Origin of the sequence: Pseudorhodoferax soli (genome assembly GCF_003337555.1) — a bacterium.
GTDB lineage: Bacteria > Pseudomonadota > Gammaproteobacteria > Burkholderiales > Burkholderiaceae_C > Pseudorhodoferax > Pseudorhodoferax soli.
The window spans coordinates 1-20,316 of record NZ_QPJK01000010.1 but is presented as its reverse complement, the minus strand read 5'-3'; the positions used below and the strand labels follow the sequence as shown (position 1 = coordinate 20,316).

At 69.0% G+C, this 20,316-nt stretch carries 20 protein-coding genes; 14 read left to right on the top strand and 6 right to left on the bottom strand.

Features of this window, described 5'->3' with window-relative positions; translation table 11 throughout:
* The 4 genes from DES41_RS38525 to DES41_RS29350 all read right to left on the bottom strand — a co-directional run bounded on the left by DES41_RS38525 (window position 1) and on the right by DES41_RS29350 (window position 3,597).
* Window positions 1-159 (bottom strand): hypothetical protein, encoded by a 159-nt coding sequence (locus tag DES41_RS38525; protein WP_170168317.1) that lies wholly within the window; start codon window positions 157-159, stop codon window positions 1-3.
* 56 nt (window positions 160-215) lie between these two features.
* A complete protein-coding gene (locus tag DES41_RS29360; RefSeq protein ID WP_369802150.1) occupies window positions 216-638 on the bottom strand; it encodes a barstar family protein in 423 nt (140 codons plus the stop codon).
* A gap of 41 nt (window positions 639-679) precedes the next feature.
* Window positions 680-1,078 (bottom strand): guanyl-specific ribonuclease, encoded by a 399-nt coding sequence (locus tag DES41_RS29355; RefSeq protein ID WP_114471180.1) that lies wholly within the window; start codon window positions 1,076-1,078, stop codon window positions 680-682.
* Window positions 1,079-1,260: 182 nt separating this feature from the next.
* Window positions 1,261-3,597: an NADP-dependent malic enzyme gene (locus DES41_RS29350; protein ID WP_114471179.1), complete on the bottom strand. Its 2,337-nt coding sequence runs from the start codon at window positions 3,595-3,597 to the stop codon at window positions 1,261-1,263.
* 261 nt (window positions 3,598-3,858) lie between these two features.
* Here DES41_RS29350 and DES41_RS29345 point away from each other — a divergent pair, with 261 nt between their 5' ends.
* The 7 genes from DES41_RS29345 (at window position 3,859) to DES41_RS29315 (ending at window position 11,021) form a co-directional block, all read left to right on the top strand.
* A complete protein-coding gene (locus DES41_RS29345; protein ID WP_114471178.1) occupies window positions 3,859-4,698 on the top strand; it encodes a FadR/GntR family transcriptional regulator in 840 nt (279 codons plus the stop codon).
* Between the two features lie 47 nt (window positions 4,699-4,745).
* A complete protein-coding gene (locus tag DES41_RS29340) occupies window positions 4,746-6,050 on the top strand; it encodes an ABC transporter substrate-binding protein (protein WP_114471177.1) in 1,305 nt (434 codons plus the stop codon).
* 87 nt (window positions 6,051-6,137) lie between these two features.
* Window positions 6,138-7,034 (top strand): branched-chain amino acid ABC transporter permease, encoded by an 897-nt coding sequence (locus tag DES41_RS29335; RefSeq protein ID WP_114471402.1) that lies wholly within the window; start codon window positions 6,138-6,140, stop codon window positions 7,032-7,034.
* On the top strand, window positions 7,034-8,020 hold the full coding sequence (locus DES41_RS29330) for a branched-chain amino acid ABC transporter permease (protein ID WP_114471176.1): 987 nt from the start codon (window positions 7,034-7,036) through the stop codon (window positions 8,018-8,020). The genes DES41_RS29335 and DES41_RS29330 overlap by 1 nt, the downstream gene beginning before the upstream one ends.
* Window positions 8,017-8,769 carry an ABC transporter ATP-binding protein gene (locus DES41_RS29325; RefSeq protein ID WP_114471175.1) on the top strand — a complete coding sequence of 251 codons (753 nt, stop codon included), beginning with the start codon at window positions 8,017-8,019 and terminating at the stop codon, window positions 8,767-8,769. Before DES41_RS29330 ends, DES41_RS29325 begins: the two co-directional genes overlap by 4 nt.
* Before the next feature lie 9 nt (window positions 8,770-8,778).
* Window positions 8,779-9,435 carry an ABC transporter ATP-binding protein gene (locus DES41_RS29320; protein WP_114471174.1) on the top strand — a complete coding sequence of 219 codons (657 nt, stop codon included), beginning with the start codon at window positions 8,779-8,781 and terminating at the stop codon, window positions 9,433-9,435.
* Window positions 9,432-11,021, top strand: coding sequence for a class I adenylate-forming enzyme family protein (locus DES41_RS29315; protein ID WP_114471173.1), 1,590 nt, complete (start codon window positions 9,432-9,434; stop codon window positions 11,019-11,021). The genes DES41_RS29320 and DES41_RS29315 overlap by 4 nt, the downstream gene beginning before the upstream one ends.
* On the opposite strand, the gene DES41_RS29310 is transcribed toward DES41_RS29315, so the two are convergent.
* The gene (locus DES41_RS29310; protein WP_114471172.1) at window positions 10,990-11,220 is read right to left on the bottom strand and encodes a DUF2061 domain-containing protein; all 231 of its coding nucleotides are present in this window, start codon (window positions 11,218-11,220) and stop codon (window positions 10,990-10,992) included. The genes DES41_RS29315 and DES41_RS29310 overlap by 32 nt on opposite strands.
* A gap of 162 nt (window positions 11,221-11,382) precedes the next feature.
* Here DES41_RS29310 and DES41_RS29305 point away from each other — a divergent pair, with 162 nt between their 5' ends.
* The 7 genes from DES41_RS29305 to DES41_RS29275 all read left to right on the top strand — a co-directional run bounded on the left by DES41_RS29305 (window position 11,383) and on the right by DES41_RS29275 (window position 18,592).
* Entirely contained in the window at window positions 11,383-12,366 is a 984-nt protein-coding gene (locus tag DES41_RS29305; RefSeq protein ID WP_114471171.1) for a Bug family tripartite tricarboxylate transporter substrate binding protein, read from the top strand.
* A gap of 144 nt (window positions 12,367-12,510) precedes the next feature.
* Complete coding sequence (locus DES41_RS29300; protein WP_114471170.1) at window positions 12,511-13,257, top strand: enoyl-CoA hydratase/isomerase family protein; 747 nt, start codon at window positions 12,511-12,513, stop codon at window positions 13,255-13,257.
* Window positions 13,258-13,262: 5 nt separating this feature from the next.
* Window positions 13,263-14,294 (top strand): helix-turn-helix transcriptional regulator, encoded by a 1,032-nt coding sequence (locus tag DES41_RS29295; RefSeq protein ID WP_114471169.1) that lies wholly within the window; start codon window positions 13,263-13,265, stop codon window positions 14,292-14,294.
* A 149-nt stretch (window positions 14,295-14,443) separates the two neighbouring features.
* Window positions 14,444-15,043 (top strand): 2-hydroxychromene-2-carboxylate isomerase, encoded by a 600-nt coding sequence (locus DES41_RS29290; RefSeq protein ID WP_170168319.1) that lies wholly within the window; start codon window positions 14,444-14,446, stop codon window positions 15,041-15,043.
* Window positions 15,043-16,248, top strand: a complete 1,206-nt coding sequence (locus DES41_RS29285) for a CaiB/BaiF CoA transferase family protein (RefSeq protein WP_170168318.1) — start codon at window positions 15,043-15,045, stop codon at window positions 16,246-16,248. The genes DES41_RS29290 and DES41_RS29285 overlap by 1 nt, the downstream gene beginning before the upstream one ends.
* A gap of 71 nt (window positions 16,249-16,319) precedes the next feature.
* Window positions 16,320-17,480, top strand: coding sequence for a CaiB/BaiF CoA transferase family protein (locus DES41_RS29280; RefSeq protein WP_114471166.1), 1,161 nt, complete (start codon window positions 16,320-16,322; stop codon window positions 17,478-17,480).
* A gap of 77 nt (window positions 17,481-17,557) precedes the next feature.
* Complete coding sequence (locus tag DES41_RS29275; RefSeq protein ID WP_114471165.1) at window positions 17,558-18,592, top strand: AraC family transcriptional regulator; 1,035 nt, start codon at window positions 17,558-17,560, stop codon at window positions 18,590-18,592.
* Window positions 18,593-18,664: 72 nt separating this feature from the next.
* On the opposite strand, the gene DES41_RS29270 is transcribed toward DES41_RS29275, so the two are convergent.
* Window positions 18,665-19,657, bottom strand: a complete 993-nt coding sequence (locus DES41_RS29270; RefSeq protein ID WP_114471164.1) for a Bug family tripartite tricarboxylate transporter substrate binding protein — start codon at window positions 19,655-19,657, stop codon at window positions 18,665-18,667.
* Between the last annotated feature and the right edge of the window lie 659 nt (window positions 19,658-20,316).

Genomic DNA, 20,316 nt, shown 5'->3' with positions numbered 1-20,316 from the left:
TCAGGCCGCTGCCAACCAGTAACCCGCGTTGAAGGGGCTGCTCATGCGCAGCGCCAATGGCGAGACATCGACCAGTTTGTCGGTCGGCATCTTCTCGCCCGACTCCGTCAGGGTGGGCGTTGCCGCCACCGGGGTCGTCGTGAGTGCGATACCGGACACGGCATCGCCCTGGGCCTCGTTCGCCCGTTCCGCTTGGCTGGTGTGTGCGGAACGGGCTACAGAAAAGAATAGAAGCACCGGAACGGGATCTTGCGATCGCCCCAGTAGTCCGCAGCGTCCCGGAAGATGTCCAGCAGCTGCTCGCGCGCTTCCTTGTCGAACTTGGCGTTCGCGGGAATCTGCTCCAGCACCACGATGAAGCCGGGCTGCGGGCCCGACTTGTGCAACGGGTCCGTCATGCAGTCGTACAGCGCGTCGAAGTTCTTGCCGAAGTGCGTCGGGAAGGTGAACTGCTGGGCGATCAGGTCCAGCACGTCCTGCTTGCTCTGGGCATTCGCCAGGTTGGCATACAGGAAGTGGTGGCCCATCGACTGGGCGGCCTCTTGCAGGTCGGCTACGCGAAACGCCCGGATCGATTGGACGATGTTGGTTCGCACGGTACGCAGAGGCTGGTCCAGCTCCGCTTTAACGTTGGTCATCAAAATACCTCGGTCTCACAAAAACAAGGATCGCCCGCCCTTCACGGCGCGATCTTGCGAAAACTCGCATAGTGGTCGCTGGTGTAGTAGCAACCATCCGGTGTCGTCGGGCGCAGGCCCCCGCAGACGATGCGGCGCGCACCTCGGCTGCGCGCCCCCATCCTGGCCACCGTGTACTCGCGGTAGTAGCCCCGCTTGTGCTCTGGCAGCAGGCGCTCGCGGTTGAAGAACACGGTGCCGTCCTTCTCGTAAGGGAAGGGCCCGCCTTGCAGGATCCGTTGGTAAGTGGTCTGACCTTCCCTGGGCAGGGCGTCCAGCGCCACCGAGGCGCCATCGGCCGAGGTCCGCGCCTGCACCGAAAGGGTGCAAACCGTCAGCGCCGCCGCCAGCAAACCGCGCCAATGCGGACGGCTGAAGGTGTGGCAAATCGTGGACAACATGGGAAACAGGAAAGGCGCACAGACCGCACGGATCCGTGCGCGGGCTCCGGGTTAACCCCCGGATCGAAGCGCGCTAGTGTGCCCCAAGGCCCCGGGAAACGCAAGTCCCATGCCCAAAAAACAGGCATGGGCCGCAAGGGCTTCGCGCCGCACCAAGTTAGTGCTTGCTTGGCCGGCGAGGGTCAGCGCAGCGCGTTCGCGTCGGCGACGGTCAGGGCCGTCATGTTGACGATACGGCGCACGGTGGCGCTGGCGGTGAGGATGTGCACCGGCTTGGCCGCACCGAGCAGCACCGGGCCGATGGCGATGTTGCCGCCGGCTGCTGTCTTGAGCAGGTTGTAGGAAATGTTGGCCGCGTCGATGTTGGGAAGCACCAACAGGTTAGCGTCACCGGCCAGCGTGGAGTGCGGCATGATGCCCGCGCGCTGCTTGCCGTCCAGGGCCACGTCGCCGTGCATCTCGCCGTCGACCTCGAGCCAGGGGGCCTGGGTGCGCAGCAGCTCCAGCGTGCGGCGCATCTTGACGGCGCTCGGGTGCTGGCTGGTGCCGAAGTTCGAATGCGACAGCAGCGCGGCCTTCGGCTTCAAGCCGAAGCGCATCATTTCCTCGGCTGCCATGGTCGTGATCTCGGCCAGTTCCTCGGCGGTCGGGTCGTAGTTCACGTGGGTGTCGACCAGGAACACCTGGCGGCCCGGCAGCATCAGTCCGTTCATGCAGGCGTAGATCGGCACGTCCTGCGGCGTGCTGTCGCAGCCGCCCGGGCGCTTGCCGATCACCTGGTCGATGTAGTGCAGGTGGTTGTGCGTGGTGCCCCAGGTGCCGCAGATGAGGCCGTCGACCTCTCCCTTGTGCAGCAGCATGGCGCCGATCAGCGTCAGGCGTCGGCGCATCTCGATCTTGGCGACCTGCTGCGTCACGCCCTGGCGCTCCGTCATGCGGTGGTAGGTCTGCCAGAAGTCGCGGTAGCGGTGGTCCTGCTCGACGTTGACGATGTCGTAGTCCAGCTCCTCGCGCAGGCGCAGGCCGAACTTCTGGATGCGCTGGGCGATGATGGCCGGGCGGCCGATCAGCGTGGGCCGCGCAACGCCTTCGTCCACCACGATCTGCGCCGCGCGCAGCACGCGCTCTTCCTCGCCTTCCGAGTAGGCCACCCGCTTTTTGGCAGCGTTCTTGGCCGCCATGAAGATCGGCTTCATGGTCGTGCCCGAAGCGTAGACGAAGCTCTGCAGCCGGTCGCGGTAGGCGTCCATGTCCTGGATCGGGCGCAGCGCCACGCCGCAGTCGGCAGCGGCCTGGGCCACGGCCGGCGCGATCTTCATCATCAGGCGCGGATCGAACGGCTTGGGGATCAGGTATTCGGGGCCGAAGGTCAGCTTCTCGCCCGCATAGGCCGCCGCCACCACCTCGCTCTGCTCAGCCTGGGCCAGGTCGGCGATGGCGCGTACCGCGGCGATCTCCATCTCGTCCGTGATCGTCGTGGCGCCGCAGTCCAGCGCGCCGCGGAAGATGTACGGGAAGCACAGGACGTTGTTGACCTGGTTCGGGTAATCGGTGCGGCCGGTGGCCATGACCACGTCGTCGCGCACCGAGCGTGCGTCTTCCGGCGAGATCTCGGGATTCGGGTTGGCCAGCGCGAAGATCACGGGCTTGGCCGCCATCTTGGCCACCATGGCGGGCTTGAGCACGCCGCCTGCGGACAGCCCCAGGAACACGTCGGCGCCGTCCATCACCTCGTTCAGCGTGCGCAGCTCGGTCGGCTGCGCGAACTGGGCCTTGTCGTCGTCCATGAGCTCGGTGCGGCCCTTGTAGACCACGCCGGCCAGGTCGGTCACCCAGACGTTCTCGCGCTTGAGGCCGACCTTGAGCAGCAGCGTCAGGCAGGCCAGCGCCGCGGCGCCGGCGCCCGAGGTCACGAGCTTGACCTCGGCGATGTTCTTGCCCACCACCTTCAAGCCGTTGAGCATGGCGGCCGCCACCGTGATGGCCGTGCCGTGCTGGTCGTCGTGGAACACCGGGATCTTCATGCGCTTGCGCAGCTCGCGCTCGACGAAGAAGCAGTCGGGGGCCTTGATGTCTTCCAGGTTGATGGCGCCGAAGGTCGGCTCCAGCGCGGCGATCACGTCGACCAGCTTTTGCGGGTCCTTCTCGTCGATCTCGATGTCGAACACGTCGACGCCGGCGAACTTCTTGAACAGCACGCCCTTGCCCTCCATCACCGGCTTGGAGGCCAGCGGGCCGATGTCGCCCAGGCCCAGCACGGCCGTGCCGTTGGAGATCACGGCCACGAGGTTGCCGCGGGCGGTGTACTTGAAGGCGGCGTTCGGGTCCTTGACGATCTCCTCGCAGGGCGCGGCAACGCCGGGCGAGTAGGCGAGTGCCAGGTCGCGCTGGTTGGTCAGCTGCTTGGTCGGCGTGACCGAGATCTTGCCCGGCGTCGGGAACTCGTGGTACTCGAGCGCTGCGCGGCGCAGCTCGGCGCGTTTGTCTTCGGTGCTCACCGGATTCGAAGGGCTGGCCATGCTGGCGTCTCCTCTGGCGGCGAGCTTGCAGGATCTCGTTCGCCCCGGCAAAACCCGCCTGACGTGTTCAAGGGGAGCGCGATTGTAGACCTCGCAAAAAGGCCCATGAATGGCATGCAAAGGTCACGCAGTTGTGACTTTTCGGATGCGAATCGGGCGCTAGGTGGCAGGGGAAAACCCCGTGGTTGACGCCGGCGCGAATGCCAACAATCCGATTGTCCGACAAACAAGATCCGCTCCGGCGGAACGAGGAGACCCGGCTTGACTGGCAGCACCCGTGCGCCCCGCCGCGAGGCCGAAGCAGCGTCCGACAGAAGGGCCAGCGCGCCGACCCGGCCGCGCGACGACGCCTCCATGTTCAGCCGCCTGCAACTCGCGCCGGCCTACAAGCAGGTGTCCGCCGAGATCGAGCGCTCCATCCTGTCGGGCCAGCTGCGCCCCGGCATGCCGCTGCCCACCGAGCAAAGCCTGGCCGAGCGCTTCGGCGTGCACCGCTCCACGGTGCGCGAGGCGATCCGCCAGGTCGAGCAAGAGGGCCTGGTGCAACGCCGCGAGGGCCGCCGGCTGTTCGTCGCGCTGCCTGGGCTGTACGACCTGGCGCCGCGCACGGCGCGCCTGCTCATGTTGCAGCAGACCACCTTCGCCGAACTCTGGCAGGTGGCCGTGACGCTGGAGCCGCTGGCCTCTCAACTGGCGGCCGAACATGCCGAACCGGCCGATCTCGAAGAACTGGCGCGCAACACCGAGCTGACGGCCGCGCTGCAGGCCGAAGGCACGAATACGCTGGCGCAGGACCAGCGCTTGGTCGAGCTCGACGTCGAATTCCACGCCCTCGTCGGCCGCGCCAGCCGCAACCGCCCGCTGATGCTGGCGCGCGAGCCCATCAGCCTGCTCTACAACCCCACGCTGCTGCAGATCCACCAGCGGCTGCCGCAGTCCAAGGCGCGCAACCTGGCCGCGCACCGCGGCATCCTGGATGCGCTGCAGCGCCGCGACGGCGCCGCCGCCGCCGAATGGACGCGCAAGCACATGGTCGATTTCAAGAAGGGCTTCGAGATGACCGGCCTGGACATGGCCGCCCCCATCGCACCGCCGCCCTAGCCGGTTCCCGTCGTTCCCGTTCCATCACCACAAGCAGGAGACAAGCAATGCAAAGACAGAAGATGGCATCACGCACCGCCCGCCTCGCCGGCGCCTTTGTCCTGACGGCCCTGGCCGCTGCCGCGCAGGCCCAGGAGACGTTCAAGATTGGCATCGTCAGCTTCCTCTCGGGCCAGGCGGCCGAGAGCTTCGGCATCCCGGCCGTCAACGGCGCCAAGGTGCTGGTCGAGGCCTTCAACAAGGGCGAGGGCCCGGCGCCCTACAACAAGGCCGGCATCGGCGGCATGAAGATCGAGGCCATCTACGTCGACGAGAACGGCGGCGCCACCAAGCAGGTGCAGGAGCTGCGCAACCTCTACGACCGCGAGAAGGTCGACGCCGTGGTCGGCTACGTGAGTTCGGGCGATTGCCTGGCCGTGGCGCCCGTGGCCGAGGAGCTCAAGAAGTTCCTGATCCTGTACGACTGCGGCACGCCGCGCGTGTTCGAGGACGCGAAGTACAACTACGTGTTCCGCACCGCCTCGCACGGCACCATGGACAACGTGGCGCTGGCGCGCTACCTCAAGGCGCGCAACATCAAGGCCGAGAGCTACAACCTCATCAACCAGGACTACGCCTGGGGCCACGATTCGCGCGCCGACTTCAAGGCCGCGATGACCCAGCTGTACCCGCAGGCCAAGGTCGGCGAAGACCTGCTGCCCAAGTTCGGCGCCGGCCAGTACGGCACCGAGATCTCCGCCCTCACCTCCAAGCGCGCCGACATCACGCACTCCAGCCTGTGGGGCGGCGACCTGCAGGCCTTCGTGCTGCAGTCCGGCCCGCGCGGCCTGTTCAAGCGTTCGCAGGTGGTGCTGTCCGCGGCCGACCACGTGCTGACCCCGCTGGGCGACAAGATGCCCGACGGCACCATCCTCGGTGCGCGTGGCGCCTACGGCCTGCTGGCGCCCAAGAGCCCGCTCAACGACTGGTGGTGGAAGCTCTACGAGACCGGCTACAACACCTACCCGGCCCAGGCCCCGTACCGCATGGCGCAGGCGCTGCTGGGCCTCAAGCTTGCGGCCGAAAAAGCCATGGCCGCCAACGGCGGCAAGAAGCCCACGCACGAGCAACTTGCCGCCGCACTCAAGGGCAGCGAGTGGGACGCCCCCGGCGGCCGCATCCGCATGACGCTGGGCGACGGCCACCAGGCCACGCAGCCCACCGCCATCGGCAAGACACGCTACGACGCCGCGAAGAAGATGGTGCTGCTGGACGACATCCAGCGCTTCCCGGCCGAGTGCGTGAACCCGCCGGCCGGCATGAAGTCCGAGGACTGGATCAAGGGCGGCATGCAGGGCGCGAAGTGTGAGTGATTGACCGGCGGCGCGAGCCGCTGCCACGCCCGGCCGGCCCGCACCACGCGGCCGGCCGGGGCCCGCCCCTCTTTCACCGATCCGGCCATGTCCACCGCCATCACCATCCTCGTCGACGGCCTGAGCTATGCCTCCTGGCTGTTCATCGTCGCGCTCGGGCTCACGCTCGTGTTCGGCGTGCTGAAGATCCTCAACATCGCGCACGGCAGCTTCTACGCGCTGGGCGCCTACGCGGCCGCCAGCTTCGTCGGCTGGTTCGCCACGCTCAAGCTGGCGCCCGAATGGTCGCTGGTCGCCATGCTGCTGGCCGCCGTGGCCGTGGCCGCGCTGGTCGCGCCGCTGACCGAACGCGGCCTGCTGCGCTTCTTCTACGGCCGCGACGAGGTGCTGCTGGTGCTCGTCACCTACGCGCTGTTCCTGATGCTGGAAGACATCACCAAGCTGATCTGGGGCGCCAACCCGTACTACGTGTCCGAGCCCTATGCCATGTTCGGCAACATCGAGATCGGCGAGCAGATCTACGTGGGCTACGACTTCATGCTGATGCTGCTGGCCATCGTGGTCGGCGTGGCGGTCTGGTGGGGCCTGAACCGCACGCGCCAGGGCAAGATCGTGCTGGCCGTGATCCACAGCGAGGAGGTGGCCTCCAGCATGGGCGTGAACGTCTCGCGCGTGTACATGCTGGCCTTCGCGGTGGGCATCTTCCTGGCCTGCATCGGCGGGGCCTTCACGGCGCCGCTCATCTCGGTGCAGCCCGGCATCTCGGTGGGCGTGATCATCGTCTCGTTCGCCGTCGTGATCATCGGCGGCCTGGGCAGCATCGAGGGCGCGGCCATCGGTGCGCTGATCGTCGGTCTGGCGCGTTCGTGCGCCGTCCATCTGGCGCCCCAGGTCGAGCTGTTCGCCATCTACGTGGTCATGGCGCTGGTGCTGGTGTTCCGGCCCGAAGGCCTGTTCCAGCGCATCCAGGCGAGGAAGATCTGATGAAGACCGCTGCTCTTTCCTCTCCCGTCCCCGCCGCTGCACGCCCGGCCACCGGGCTGCGCGGCCGCACCGTGCTCTGGGGCGGCCTCGGCCTGCTGGTGGCGCTCATCGCCATCGGCGCCTTCCTGCCGCGCTGGCTGGTGTTCCTGCTCACGATGGCCGCATCGCACGGCCTGGTGTCGCTGGGCATCGTGCTGCTCATGCGCAGCGGCGTCGTCTCGTTCGGCCAGGGCCTGGTGTTCGCCATCGGCGGCTATGCCGGCGCGCTGTGCTTCAACCAACTGGGCATCACCGACGCGCTGTTGCTGACGCTGGCGGGTGGCCTGGCCGCGGTGCTGGTGGCGCTGCCCTTCGCGCCGCTGCTGGCGCGCTACCGCGGCATCTTCTTCGCCATGCTGACGCTGGCGCTCTCGATGGTCTGCTACGGCGTGCTGGTCAAGACCAACAGCCTGGGCGGCTCCGACGGCTTCAACATGGGCCGGGCCACGCTGCTGGGCCAGACGCTGTCGGACGAGCGCGTGGCCTACGTGCTGTACGGCGTCACCGTTGCCGTGTCCGGCGTGCTGGCACTGCTGGCGCGCGTGTACTTCGATTCCACGCGCGGCCTGATCGCGCAGGCCGTGCGCGAGAACGAACTGCGCGTGGAATACCTGGGCGGCTCGGTGCGCCAGGCCGTGGCGCTCAACTTCGGCATGGCCGCTTTCGCGGGTGGCTGCGGCGGCGCGCTGACCGTCATGTCGCTGGGCCACATCGACCCCAACTTCAGCTACTGGACGACCTCCGGCGAATTCGTGTTCGTCGCCATCCTGGCCGGCTCCCAGAGCGTGCTGGCGGTGTTCGTGGCCTCCACGCTGCTGGAGGTGGTGCGCTCGTTCTCCAGCCTGTACTTCCCCAACACCTGGCAGCTCTCGCTGGGCCTGTTCCTGCTGCTGATGATCCGCTTCCTGCCGGGCGGCATCGGCTCCCTGTGGATGAAGAAAAAATGAGCGAGAACATCCTGCTGCGCGCCCGCGCCATCGAGAAGCGCTTCGGCGCCGTGGTCGCGGCGAGCAGCCTCAACATCGACATCCTCGCCGGCCAGCGCGTGAGCCTGATCGGCAGCAATGGCGCCGGCAAGACCACCTTCGTCAACATGGTGACGGGCTACCTCAAGCCCGACACCGGCAGCATCGAACTGGGCGGGCGCGACATCACGCGGCTGGCGCCGCGCGCCATCACGCACCTGGGCGTGGCGCGCTCGTTCCAGATCCCGCAGCTGTTCGCCGAACTCACGGTGCTCGAGAACATGCTGGTGGCCAATGCCTGCCATGGCCAGCGGCTGTCGTTCTGGCAGCCGGCCCGACGCGGCGATGCGGTGGACCGCGCCGACGCGCTGCTGCAGCGCTTCCAGCTCGCCGAACACCGCGAACGCCGCGTGGCCGAGCTGCCGGGCGGCGTGCGCAAGCTGCTCGACATCGCCATGGCGCTGACGGGCCAGCCGCGCCTCTTGCTGCTGGACGAGCCCACCAGCGGCGTGGCCGCCGAGGAGAAGTTCCCGATGATGGACATCATCATGACCGCGCTGGGCCAGGAGGCGATGACCGTGCTGTTTGTCGAGCACGACATGGACATCGTCGAGCGCTACGCCGACCGCGTGGTGGCGTTCTACGCCGGCCGCATCATTGCCGACGATGTGCCGGCCGTGGCACTCGCTGCCGACGACGTGCGCCGTTACGTCACCGGCACCCTGCACTAGGAGGCCCGCATGCTCAATGTCGAATCCGCCCACGTCGCCATCGGCTCGGTGCAGGTGCTGCGCGGCCTGAGCCTGGCCGTGCCCGCGCAATCCATGGTCGGCCTGATCGGCCGCAACGGCGCGGGCAAGACCACGCTGCTGCGCACGGTCATGGGCCACCTCACGCCCTCGCAGGGCCGCATCAGCTTTGAGGGCCAGGACCTGGCCAGCGTGCCGCGCCATGCGCGCGCCGCGCTGGGCATCGGCTACATGCCCGAAGACCGTGGCTTGGTGCCCGAACTCAGCGTGGAAGAGAACATCCTGGTCCCGCTGTGGGCCACCGGCATGCGCAGTACGCGCGCGCGGCTCGACTTCATCTACGGCGTGCTGCCCGAACTGGCCGAGATGCGTGCGCGCCGTGCGCTGCTGCTGTCGGGCGGCCAGCAGAAGCTGGTGGCGCTGGCGCGCGCGCTGGGCGTGGGCACGCGGCTGCTGCTGCTCGACGAGCCCTTCGAAGGCGTGGCGCCGGCCTTGTCGATGCGGCTCGCCGACGTGATCGCCGGCCTGCGCGGCGGTGCGCTGTCGGTGCTGATCGCGCAGTCCGACCTCAACCATTCGCGCAAGCTGGTGGATGCGGAGGTGGTCATCGAGCGCGGTGCCAACGCGGTGGTGGAGGCTGCGGGATGACACGCTGGCACACCACCGAGATGCCGGCCATGCGCGAGGAGGCGGTCTATGGCGACCGCGTCGTGCGCTGCTTTGTCGAGCGGCCCCCCAGCCTGCACGCGCTGCTGGAGCGCGCTGTGGCGCGGTACCCCGAGCAGGATGCGGTCGTCCACAACGGCCAGCGCTGGAGCTACCGCCAGCTCGATGCCGAGGTCGCGCACATCGCGGGCGGCCTGGCCGCGCACGGCGTGCAGGCCGGGGAACGCGTCGTGCTGTTCATGGGCAACCGACCCGAGTTCATGGCGGTGCTGTTCGCGGTGCAGCGCCTGGGCGCCATTGCTGTGCCGATCGGCGAACGCGAACAGCGGCCCGGGCTGGCCTACATGCTGCAGCAGTGCGGCGCCTGCGCCATCGTGTTCGATGAAGCGCTCGCCGAGCGCATTCCCTCGCACGACGAGGTTCCCGGCGTGCGGCTGCGCCTGGTGGTGGGCCATGCGCCCGGTGCGCTGCCACTGGCCGACCTGCGCGGAGAAGCCAAAGACGCTGCCCCGGTCCGCGAGGAAGACACCGCGCTGATCCTCTACACCTCGGGCACCACCGGCCGCCCCAAGGGCGCCATGCTCACGCACCTCAACGTCGCGCACTCGGTGCGCCACTACGAGCTGTGCATGGGCCTGCGCCCGGGCGACCGCTCGGCGCTGGCGGTGCCGGCCAGCCATGTCACGGGCCTCATCGCCATCATCGCTGCCATGGTGCACATCGGCGGCGCGGTGGTGATGCTGTCCGAGTTCAAGGCGCCAGCCTTCCTGCAGCTGCTCGAGGACGAGCGCGTGACCCACACGCTCATGGTGCCGGCCATGTACCAGCTGTGCCTGCTGCAGCCCGCCTTCGACCGCGCTCGGCTGGCCAGCTGGCGCATCGGCGGCTACGGCGGCGCGCCCATGCCCGTGTCGGCCATCGACGCCATGGCCGAACGCCTGCCCGGCCTCACGCTGATCAACGCCTACGGCGCGACCGAGACCACCTCGCCCACCACCATGATGCCGGCTGGCCTCACGCGTGCGCATGCCGACAGCGTGGGCATCGCGCTGCCCTGCGCCGATGTGCGCGTGGTGGACGACGAGGGCCGCGACCTGCCGCCCGGCGAGAGCGGCGAGCTGTGGATCGGCGGCCCCATGGTCGTGCCGGGCTACTGGGACAACCCCGAAGCCACGGCCGCCAACTTCACGGCCGGCTACTGGCATTCGGGCGACCTGGGCAGCGTGGATGCCGAAGGCTTCGTGCGCCTGTTCGACCGCAAGAAGGACATGCTCAACCGCGGCGGCTTCAAGATCTATTCGGTGGAGGTGGAGCACTGCCTGGTGGCGCTGCCTGGCGTCGTCGAGGCCGCCATCGTCGGCCGGCCCTGCCCTGTGCTCGGCGAGCGCGTGCACGCCTTCCTGTACGCGCCCGATCTCGCGCGCGACGACGAGGCCGTGCGCGCGCACTGCCGCGCGCGCCTGACCGACTACAAGGTGCCCGAGACCATCACCTGGTCCGACACCCCGCTGCCGCGCAACGCCGGCGGCAAGCTGCTCAAGCGGATGCTGCGGGAGCAGCTTTCCTGAGCGCAAGGCGCTGCCAGGCCTTCTCGTGGAAGAAGAACGCGAAGGCCTGCACGGTCGGCTCCAGCAGGCTCAGCGTGAGCGACATCAGCAAGTTGCCGGTCACGGCGTAAGCCACGGCGGCGGCCACCAGGATGTGCATCACGTAGTAGCTGCCGGTCTTCTTCAAGGTCGGGAGGTTGTTGCGGGCAAAGGCGGCCATGGGGGAGTCCTGGGAATCAAAGCGACGATGCACGTATCGTAAATGCGAGAGATTCTCAACGCCAATCGATTTGGCCTAAAGCGGCCATAGCCAGGAAAACCCCGAAGCGCCGGGCCGGCAGGCGCACGACCATGGCGCTCCACTCTTTCTTGCGATCCCGCCATGCCCCACGCCGTCCATCCCTCCCGCCGCCAACTGCTCGCGCTCGGCGCCACCCTGCCCTGGGCCGCGCGGGCGCAGCCGGCTTGGCCCAGCAAACCGCTGCGCCTGGTCGTGCCGTTCGCGCCGGGCGGCAGCTCGGAGATCGTCGCGCGCTCGGTCGCCGGCGAGATGGCCAAGACCATCGGCCAGAACGTCTTCGTGGACAACAAGCCCGGCGCGGCCGGCAACATCGCGATGCAGGAGGTCGCCGCCAGCGACGATGGCCACACACTGATCCTGGGCCACATCGGCACGCTGGCCGTGAACCCCTACATCTTCAGCAAGCTGCCCTACGACGCCGAGCGCGACTTCGTGCCCGTGACGTTGCTGTCCAAGGTGCCCAGCCTCTACGTGGTCCACCCTGACCTGCCCGTCAAGGACCTGAAGGAGTTCGTCGCCTACGCCAAGAGCAAGCCGGGCCAGCTCAACTACGGCTCGGCCGGCAACGGCAGTGCCGGCCACCTGGCCTTCGAGTACCTGAAGATGGCCAGCGGCATGTTCGTGGTGCACGTGCCCTACCGCGGCACCGGGCCCATGCTGACCGACCTGATGTCGGGCCGGCTGCAGGCGGCATCGGTCGGCGCGCCGGCGCTGCTGCCCTTCATCAAGGCGGGCCGGCTGCGCTGCATCGCCACCGGCACCACAGAGCGGCTGCCGCAGCTGCCCGACGTGCCCACCGTTGCCGCCCAGGGCTACCCGGGCTTCGAGATGACGCAGTGGTACGGCCTGCTGGCGCCGGCCAAGTGGCCGCGCGCCAACATCGCCAAGCTGGAGGCCGAGGCCATCCGCGCGGCCAAGGGCAGCATCGTGCGCGACAAGCTCTCGGCCGACACCGCGCTGGCCGTGGGCAGCAGTGCGGCCGAGTTCGGCGCCTTCATCAAGACCGAGCAGGCGCGGTGGAAGCCCGTGATCGCGCGGGCGCAGATCAAGCCGGAGGGGGCATGAGGCCGACGGGGACCGAAGGCCGGGCTGGCCAGCCTGGCCGGGCGGGAGGCTGAAGCCTCGGGCGCCGACGCGGCGAACCGCGGCTGTCGCACAGGCGTCCGCGGGGCAGCCCTGTGCCATCTGCTGTGCGAACATCCCCGCCCCATGGACACGCCCCTTCTGGAGATCACCGGCGCCAGCGCCACCATCACCCTGCGCCGCCCCGAGCAGGCCAACCGGCTGGAGCCGCAGGATCTGGACATGCTGGCCACGCACATCGCCACCGTCAACGCGCGGCCCGAGGTGCTGGTGCTGCGCCTGGCCTCCACGGGCCGCTACTTCTGCAGCGGCTTCGACATCGGCCAGATGGACGAGAAGAAGCCCCAGGCCTTCGAGGAACTCGCCAATGCGCTCGAAGATGCGCGCCCCGTGACGCTGGCGCTGCTGCAAGGCGGCGTCTACGGCGGAGCCACCGACCTCGCGCTGGCCTGTGACTTCCGGCTCGGCGCGCAGGGCATCGACATGTTCATGCCGGCCGCGCGGCTGGGCCTGCACTTCTATCCGCGCGGGCTCGACCGTTATGTGAGCCGGCTCGGCCTGGACCAGGCCAAGCGCCTGTTCCTGACGGCCGAGCGCATCTGTGCCGACGAGATGCGTGCCATCGGCTTCCTGACCCAACTGGTTGCGCCCGAAGCCCTGGCCGCCGAAGCCGATGCGCTGACGCAGCGCCTGGCGGCCATGGCGCCGCTCGCCATGCTGGGCATGAAGAAGCACCTGAACCGCATCGCCCGCGGCACGCTCGACCGCGCCGAACTGCGGCACGACATCGCCCGCGCCGCGCAGTCGGCAGATCTGCAGGAAGGCCGTGCGGCCTGGGCAGCCAAGCGCGCGCCGCAGTTCACCGGCGACTGAACCGCATGGCCGCACAGCCGGGCTTCACCCAGCACACCATCTCCATCGTGCACGTGCACCGCGTGCTGCTGGGTGCGCGGCGCCGTGCCGTCGACGTGGACGGCCTGCTGGCGCGTGCCGGCATTTCGCCCGCGTTGCTGGGCTCGCCCTTGTCCCGCGTGACGCGCGACCAATACGCGCGCCTCCTGGCCGGCCTGCGCCACCGGCTGCGCGACGAACTCTGGGGCCTGTGCCCCACGCCGCTGCCGGTGGGCAGCTTCACGCAGGGCTGCCGGCTGATGCTGGGTGGCCGCACACTGGGCGGTGCGCTGGGGCTGGGACTGCGCCACTACCGGCTGTTGCTGCGCGACCTGGTGCCGCGGCTGACCGTGCAGGCTGGCGTGGCACACCTCAGTGTGGCGCCGCGCGTGCCGGTCGATCTGGCGCTGGCCTACGCGCAACGCACCTTCATCTTCTTCACCTACGGGCTGGCCTCCTGGCTCGTGGCGCGGCGGCTTCCGCTGCTGGGCCTGGAGTATCCGGCCGTGGTGGCGGCCGAGTTTCCCGACGCCGGCGAGGTGATGCGCGCCCCCGTGCGCGGCACGCCAGGCGGTGCGGGCTGGTATGTGGACGCGCGCTGGCTCGAACTGCCGGTGGTGCAGACCGAGGAATCGCTGGCCGAATTCCTGCAGCACGCGCCGGCCAACCTGCTGGTGCGCTACCGCGAATCGTCCAGCACCACCGAGCGCATCCGCCGCATCTTGCGTGGCCACCTGGCGGGCGAGATGCCCTCGCTGGAAGACATCGGCCGCGCACTCGCGATGACGCCGCAGACCCTGCGCCGGCGCCTGCGCGAGGAGGGCCAGGGCTACCGCGGCATCAAGGAGGGCCTGCGGCGCGATGCCGCGATCGAATACCTCGCCCGGCCCGAGCTCACGCTGCCCGAGATCGCCGAGCGGCTGGGCTTCTCCGAGTCCAGCACCTTCCAGCGTGCCTTCAAGCAGTGGACCGGCGTGGCGCCGGGCGAGTACCGGCAGGCGCACATCGCACGGGCCTGAGCAGCGGCACGCCCGCGCGGCCATGGCCGTTTCGCTCAGCGGGCATGGCGCCATCGGCCAATCGCCGCCCGTGTTGGTCGAACGGGCCATCGCCGCTGGGCGAAGCCGCCATTGAGCGCGGTGCCCCCGCGGCGCATGCTCCGGCTCCCATGCTGGATTTCTACTTCGACTTCTTCTCGCCGTACGGCTACTTCGGCTCCACGCGCATCGAGGCGCTGGCCGCGCGCCATGGCCGCCAGGTGCGCTGGCATGCCTTCCACATGCGCAGCGTCATGAAGGACGTGCTGGGGCTGGTCCAACCGCTCACGGCGCTGCCGCTCAAGGGCGACTACATCCGCAAGGACATTCGCCGCGTCGCGCGCTGGCTCGACGTGCCCTATGCGCCCGGCGACGCGGCGGCCTTCGCCAACGTGGCTGCCGACCGCGCCTTCTGGCTCATCCACGATGTCGACGCCGAGGCCGCCAAGCGCTTCGCCGTCGAGGTGTTCCGCCGCCACCACGCGCTCGGCGATTCGCCGCGCGACGAGCAGGCGCTGATGGCCATTGCGGTTGCCACGCGATCCGACGTGGTGGACTTGCCCACGCTGCTGCAAGGCCAGGCCTGCAAGGACCGGCTGCGCCAGGCCACCGAGGCGGCCATGGCGGCAGGCGTCTGGGGCGCGCCGACTTTCGTCGCCGACGGCGAAGTCTTCTGGGGCGTGGACCGCATGCCCATGCTCGAACACTGGCTGGAACGAGGAGGATGGTGATGGAGACGAACAACAAGGCGGACCCGAAGGTGCCGCTGCGCGGCATCCGCGTGGTCGACCTCTCGACCATGCTGGCCGGGCCGCTGGCCGTCAGCATGCTGGCCGACCAGGGCGCCGATGTGGTCAAGGTCGAGGCGCCCGAGGGTGACACGAGCCGGCGCATCGGCCCGGCCAAGGGCGACCTGTCGGCCATGTTCATCGCGGCCAACCGCGGCAAGCGCTGCATCACGCTGGACCTGAAGGCCGAGGCCGGCCGCAAGGTGCTGCGTGCCCTGCTGCGCAGCGCCGATGTGCTGGTGGAGAACATGCGGCCCCAGGTGCTGGAGCGACTGGGCTTCGGCCGCGCGGCGCTGCAAGAACTCAACCCCGGCCTGGTGCATGCCTCCATCACGGGCTTCGGCCCCGACGGACCGTATGCCGAAGGCCGCGCCTACGACGCCGTGATCCAGGCCCTGTCCGGCATGTGTGCCGTGCACGCCCAGCCGGCCGGCGGCGACCCGCTGCTCGTCACCACCACGCTGTGCGACAAGCTCACCGCACTGACTGCGGCGCAGGCCATCTCTTCGGCGCTGGTTGCGCGCGAGCGCGGTGCCGGCGGACAGCACGTGCAGCTCTCGATGCTCGACGCCGCCGTTGCCTTCCAGTGGCCCGACGCCATGTACAACCACGTCTTCCTGGACGATGCGCCGCCGCCTGCGCCCGAGTTCGGCATCAGCCACCGGCCCTGGAAGACGCGCGACGGCGCGCTGACGACCAACACGCCGCAGCGCAGCGAGCTGGTGGGCCTGTGCACGGCCCTGGGCCGGCCAGAGCTGGCCGACGATCCGAGGTTCTCCAGCGTGCCCGCGTTGCAGCGGCATGGCCAGGCGCTACGGGACGAACTCGGCCCGGTGCTGGCCGACCTCTCCACCGACGAAGCCGTGCGCCGGCTCATGGCCCACGGCGTGCCCGTGGGCCGCGTGAACAGCCGTGCCGAGGTGCTGCGCGATCCGCAGGTCGTGCACAACGCGAGCCTGTGCGCCGTGGCCAACGGCGACGCCGGCCGCGTGCGCCTGCCGGCCGGTGCGGCACGCTTCGGCCATGGTGCGCCGCAGCCGCCTGGCCCCGGAGCGCACCGGGGTCAGCACACGCATGAACTCCTGGCCGAAATGGGTTACGACGAAGCGGCCATCCAGGCCCTGCTGGCTGCCGGCGCTGCACGTTGATCGTTCGGGCCAATCCAAAGCATGCAAACGGCCATCGCCAGCCACGCGGGCGCTGCCTAGACTGCGCCGTCATGACGAACGACACCGCACCTTCCCGCGCGCCGCTGGCCGGCGTCCGCGTGCTCGACCTCACGCGGCTGCTGCCGGGCCCGGTCTGCACGCTGCACCTGGCCGACCTCGGCGCCGACGTGGTCAAGATCGAAGACACCGGCGCTGGCGACTACGCCGCGCCGCCGCTGCGCGCGCTGGTCCACCGCAACAAGCGCGCGCTGCGGCTGGACCTGAAGCAGCCTGCCGGCGTCGCGGCGCTCCAGGCGCTCGCGCGCACGGCCGACGTGTTGGTCGAGGGTTTTCGCCCCGGCGTGATGGACCGCCTGGGCGTGGGCTATGCCGCGCTGGCCGAGATCAATCCCAAGCTGGTGTTCTGCAGCATCACGGGCTACGGCCAGAACGGCCCGATGCGCGACGCGCCAGGCCACGACCTCAACTACTGCGCGCTGGCAGGCGTCAGCGAGCAGATCGGCCGCGCCGGCGAGCCCGCGCTGTCCAACCTGCCGATCGCCGACCTCATGGGTGGCGCGCTGACCTCGGCCATGGGCGTTCTGGCCGCTTTGTTCGACGCAGGCCGCACGGGCCGCGGCCGGCACGTGGACATCGCCATGGCCGATGCGGCGCTGGCCCACAACCTCGTGGCCATGGTCACGCTCAACGGCCATGGCGCCACCAAGCCGGCCGGCGCCGACAAGCTGTCGGGCGCGCTGCCTTGTTATGGCCTGTACCAGACACGCGATGGCCGCCACCTGGCCGTGGGCGCGCTGGAGCGCAAGTTCTGGGAAGGCTTCTGCGAGACCATTGCGCGGCCCGACCTCAAAGCCCGCCACCTGCCGGCCAGCGCGGCCGAAGCCGAGGCCGTGCGCGCCGACGTGGCCGAGCTCATCGCCTCCAGGCCTCTGGCGCACTGGCAGGAGGTCTTCGCAGGCAACGACTGCTGCGTGACGCCCGTGCTGCGCCTGGACGAAGCGCTGAAGGACCCGCAGTTCCGCGCGCGCCGCATGGTGCTGGACGCACCGGGCGGTACCGCGCTGGCCAGCCCCGTGCAGATGAGCGGCCATGCCTTCGAGGTGCGCCGGCCCGCACCGCGGCCGGGTGAGCACAGCGACGAACTGCTGGCCGAGGCAGGCTACTCGGCCGAGCAGCTGGTGGCTCTGCGCGCGAGCGGCGCTGTCGCCTGAGCGCCTGCAGCGCTGGAGGCGCGCCAAGTCGCTGGGGTAAAAAGGCGGCCCTTTCGGGTTGCTGAGTTCCCCGTTTCGTGACCGCCAACCCTCCCCGCGCCAGACACACCATCGCCATCGCCCAGGTCGAGCGCATCTTGCTCGGTGCGCGCGGCCGTGGCCTTGAGGTGGACCGCCTGCTCGAAAGCGCCGGCATTGCCCCCGCGCTGCTGGCCACGCCGCTCTCGCGCGTGACGCAGGCGCAGTACGCGCACCTCACGCACTTGCTGCGGCACCGGCTGCGCGACGAGCTCTGGGGCCTGTGCCGCCGGCCCGTGCCGCCCGGCGCCTTCGCGCAGACCTGCCGGCTGTTGGTGGGCTGCCGCACCCTGGGAGAGGCGCTGGAAATCGGCCTGCGCCAGTACCGGCTGCTGATCGACGATTTCACGCCGCGGCTGCAGCGCCTGGGCGATCTGGCCGGCGTGAGCGTGGCACCGCGGCGGCCCTTCGACCCCGTGCTGGCCTACGCGCAGCGCGTGTTCTGCTTTCTCGCCTATGGCCTGGCCTCCTGGCTGGTGGGCCGGCGCATTCCGCTCTTGGCCGTGAACTACCCGGCAACCACGCCGGGGCCCGTCAGCGAGGCGGCGCTGGTGTTCCAGGCACCGATCCAGTACGGCGGCCAGTGCATGGCCTGGTACTTCGGTGCCGGCTGCCTGGAGTTGCCAGTGGTGCAGGACGCATCGAGCCTGCGCGCCTTCCTGCGCCAGGCACCGTCCAGCCTGCTTGTGAAGTACCGCGACCACGCGAGCGTGACCGAGCGCATCCGCCGCCTGCTGCGGCATCAACTGGCCGCCGAGTTGCCTTCGCTGGCCCAGGTCGCGCGCCAGCTGGAACTCACGCCGCAGACCTTGCGGCGGCGACTGCGCGAGGAAGGCCAGACCGGTTTCCGCGCGATCAAGGACGACCTGCGCCGCGACGTGGCGGTGGAGTACCTCGCGCGCAGCGAGATGGCGCTGCCCGAGATTGCCGGCCTGCTTGGTTTCTCGGAAGCCAGCACCTTCCACCGCGCGTTCAAGCACTGGACCGGCATGGCGCCAGGCGCCTACCGGCAGGCGCAGCTGGGCCGGGCCTGAAGGGCCATCCTTCGTCGTGGCGGCCACCGATGGCGACAGGCGTCCGGCGCGTGGAGCGCTGAGGCGCAGGGATCACTCCAACCGGATGTTCGCGTCCTTGATGATCCTGGCGTAGACCGCCGCGTCGTCGCGCACCACCTTGGCGAACTCTGCCGTCGGCATGCCGCCCGGCATCATGCCCAGAGCCTCGATGCGTTGAATCACTTCGGGCAGGCGCAGGATGCGGTTGCTTTCCTCGGCGAACCTGGTGGCGATGGCGGCCGGCACTTTGGCCGGCATGAACAGGCCGAACCAGCCGATCGGCTCGAACGACTGGTAGCCCAGCTCGGCGAAGGTCGGCACTTCCGGCAAGGTGGGGTTGCGCTTGCTGCCGGTGACGGCCAACACCTTCATCGCGTCCAGGTGCGGGCGTGCCGTGGCCATGTCGATGAAGGCGGCGGTCAGCTGGTTGCCGCGCAGGTCCTGCAGCAGCGGTGCAGCGCCCTTGTAGGGCACGTGCACGAGGTCCAGCCCTGCCTGCATGTTCAGCAACGAGCCCTGGATGTGGGAAGAGGTTCCCACGCCGTAGCTGCCGTAGTTGAACTTGCGTGGATTGGCCTTGACCTGGGTGACGAAGTCCTTGAGGTCCTTGAACGGCGCCGCCTTGGGCACTGCCAGCAGCGAGTTCGTGTTGGCCACCTGCGCCAGCGGCTGCAGATCCTTCATCACGTCATAGGGCAGGTTGGGCATCAGCGGCGGGATCTGCACGATGGCGGTGATCGCCATCAGCACGGTGTAGCCGTCCGGTGCCGCCTTGGCCACCATGTCGTTGCCGATCGCGCCGGATGCGCCTGGTTTGTTCTCCACGATCACGGTCTGGTTCCAGGCCGTCTGCAGATGGCTGGCCATCATGCGCGCCAGGGTATCGGTGGCGCCGCCGGCAGGATAGGGAACGACGATGCGGACGGTCTGGTGGGGGTAGTTGCCAGGCCCCTGTGCAAAGGCCTGCGGTGCGGCGAGGCCAAGGCCTGCGGCGGTGAGGCCGCCGAGGACCTGGCGGCGGGAAATCTGCGGACCGTGGCCCATGCTCTTGTCTCCTGGTCGAAAGGGCTGGCGCCCCGGAGCCGGCAGTCTGGGGCAGGTCAAGGCCACGCCCAATGGCCGCATGTCGCTCCGGCATTGGCAGAAAGTGACACTGTGCCCCGATCGAGGGAAATCCCGGAGAGCCCGCCGGCCGGGGGCGCGCTCGGACAACGAGGCGAGGGGTTGTGCCCTGCAACTGCGGTATCGCTCTTTGATTGGCGCCCGGGCAGAGATGTGCCGCCTGATTGACCGGGGGGTGTTGCAACGAGAGGAGCTCCATCGCACCACCAATACGCCTGCGGATGCGGCTGTGACCTGCTGCATCTTTTGTCAGCTGCCGCCCTTCGAAGCATCGGCAGCGAAATCTTTTACAGCCCCTATCCGGTCGCCAGAAGTGTTGTATAGTCGTGGGCTTCGCTGATCACGGCGCCCAGCGCAGCGATCTACCAGTCAGGCCAAGCGGCCCGGCAGGTTGAAAAAGAAGCGAAAAAAGTTGACCGGCCTTTAAAAAACGTGTCATAATGAAAGGCTTCGCTGATCACAGCGTTGCAAGACAAGTCAACCGGAAGGTTGATGAGTTTGGGTCTTTAAAAATATACAGCCGATAAGCGTGGGCGTTTGGTGCCAAGTTGCCAAGTTCTTCGGAACGAGTGCACTGCACT